We start from the raw sequence: 2301 nt of genomic DNA on the forward strand, positions 1-2301 counted from the left end.
GGAGCGATTAACTCCAGCAATATTTTCATATGAAGGTATTCAGTATCAGTATATGGGAGTTAAGGTTTTGGATGAGGATTCACTTGAATATCTTCAAGAGCATATTAGAATTTTATCTGGATTTTACGGTATATTGAGACCGCTTGATGGAGTAGTCCCATATCGACTTGAAATGCAGGCAAAGCTAATAAAGCATCAGAATAAAAATTTATACGATTATTGGTCTGATCAAATAGCAGAGCAGTTGTTTTCTGAAACTGATTTAATAATAAATTTAGCATCCAAAGAATATAGCAAATGCATAGAAAAATATTTGCCTAAGAAAGAAGATAGTATAATAAATTCTAAAGAGGGCGCATATAATAAAAAAATTGAATTTATAACATGCACATTTGGAGAATTAAAGGATGATAAGGTAGTTGAAAAGGGAACGATTGTAAAAATGGCTAGAGGTCAGATGGTAAAATATTTGGCAGAAAATAATATTACTGATTTAGAAGGATTGAAAAGATTTAACAGCATGGGTTATAAATACAGTGATGTTAGATCTGAGAAAAATAATTACGTATTTATAAAAGAGTAATTGACAATTTAATTTGAGCTATTTTATAATTAGATTGGATTTTGAAAATTGAATAGCTCCTATGAGGGAGTAGTTTGCGGCGGAGCCGTTGTAATGTCGACATAATGATTGCAAAATCCGGTATTACATTAAAAAACGAGACTCATAGATAATGATATGTTTAAAATTTGAGTATTTTAGATATGTTATTATCTGTGAGTCTTTTTTATTTTTAAGGAGGAAATAAATGGGATTATTAGAACTTTTTATCTTGGCCGTAGGTCTGTCTATGGATGCATTTGCTGTATCAATTTGCAAGGGGCTTGCTCTACCTAAAATAAATCTAAAATCAGCTGGTATTGTAGGTTTATGGTTTGGATTTTTTCAGGCGTTAATGCCTTTAATAGGATATTTATTAGGTGTTAATTTTAGAATATATATAGTGAGCATTGACCATTGGATAGCGTTTGGATTGCTTGCTTTGATTGGAGCAAATATGATAAAAGAGGCTTTATCAGATGATGAGGAGGAAAATCAAGCTAGTATTGAAGTTGATAATGGTGTAGCTATAACTCAAAGCTGTATAGAAGATAATATTAAAGAAATTTTAGGCGTTAAAACAATGTTTTTACTTGCAATAGCGACAAGTATAGATGCATTAGCTATGGGAGTTACATTTGCATTTTTAGATGTAAATATCATACCTGCAATATGCTTTATAGGAATTGTGACATTTAGTTTTTCAGCAGTAGGTGTAAAAATAGGAAATGTATTTGGACTAAAATACAAATCAAAAGCCGAAATAACAGGTGGAATTATACTTATATTATTAGGATGCAAAATATTAATTGAGCATTTAGGTATTATCAATATGTTGTAAAAAATATATATAATTAAAAAAATATGTTTAATTTGAATGATATAAGGGTATACTATTTTCGTAAATCTATATAAAGACATAAATAAATTAAATAGACATCAGGAGGAACAAAATGGAAGACAGAATAATATGCGAGTGCATGAATGTAAGCTATGAAGACATAAAAAACGCAGTAAAAGAAGGAGCTAAAACTTTAGACGATATTAAAGAGGCTACAGAAGCAGGTACTATCTGTGGCATATGTGAAGATGATATACAAGAAGTACTAGATGAATTATTAAAATAATTTTAATCAAAAATCAACCTCATCAAGCTTTAAAATTTGGTGAGGTTTTTTTATAAAAAAATAACTCCTAGATAAAATTAAATTATCGAAGAGTTATTTGGAATAAATATATATTAAGTTGAATAGTGTTAACAAAATTAATTTAGCATATTATTAGCTGACTATTTTATAGTAGCTTCTAGCTGTGATTCTATAAACTACGGCATAGAATACTGAGAATAACAAGAATCCTCCGACAGTTGCCATAGCAAATAGCTTCACATTTGTAAGGTTCAATATAGCTAAAAGTCTAGTTATAAATGGGAATGCAAATGCTATATGGATACCAGCTACAATCAGTGGTAAGAAGAAAACTGTAAGCACTTGAGAGTGTATAGATTTTTTGATTTCTTCGTGGCTGATTCCGACCTTTTGCATGATTTCGAATCTACCCTTGTCATCGTATCCTTCAGAAATTTGTTTATAGTACATAATTAGTATAGTGGCTATTATGAATAATACTCCTAAAAATACACCTATGAAGTAAAGCCCACCGTACATTCCGATAAAATCATTCTTTTCAGTTTCACGACA

3 protein-coding genes and 1 pseudogene are annotated in these 2301 nt (G+C 30.0%); 3 read left to right on the forward strand and 1 reads right to left on the reverse strand.

Annotated features, from left to right (window positions below):
- From MR593_RS01015 to MR593_RS01025, 3 genes are all read left to right on the forward strand, one after another.
- On the forward strand, positions 1–583 hold a 583-nt coding region (locus MR593_RS01015), incomplete at its 5' end, for a YaaA family protein (protein ID WP_290685999.1).
- A 226-nt stretch (positions 584–809) separates the two neighbouring features.
- The gene (locus tag MR593_RS01020) at positions 810–1442 is read left to right on the forward strand and encodes a manganese efflux pump MntP (RefSeq protein ID WP_290686001.1); all 633 of its coding nucleotides are present in this window, start codon (positions 810–812) and stop codon (positions 1440–1442) included.
- Positions 1443–1554: 112 nt separating this feature from the next.
- Complete coding sequence (locus MR593_RS01025) at positions 1555–1728, forward strand: (2Fe-2S)-binding protein (RefSeq protein ID WP_290686004.1); 174 nt, start codon at positions 1555–1557, stop codon at positions 1726–1728.
- Between the two features lie 153 nt (positions 1729–1881).
- Here the strand turns inward: MR593_RS01025 and MR593_RS01030 are convergent.
- A pseudogene (locus MR593_RS01030) lies at positions 1882–2301 on the reverse strand (FtsX-like permease family protein); the annotation flags it as partial.

Origin of the sequence: Intestinibacter sp. (assembly GCF_022780145.1) — a bacterium.
Lineage (GTDB): Bacteria > Bacillota > Clostridia > Peptostreptococcales > Peptostreptococcaceae > Intestinibacter.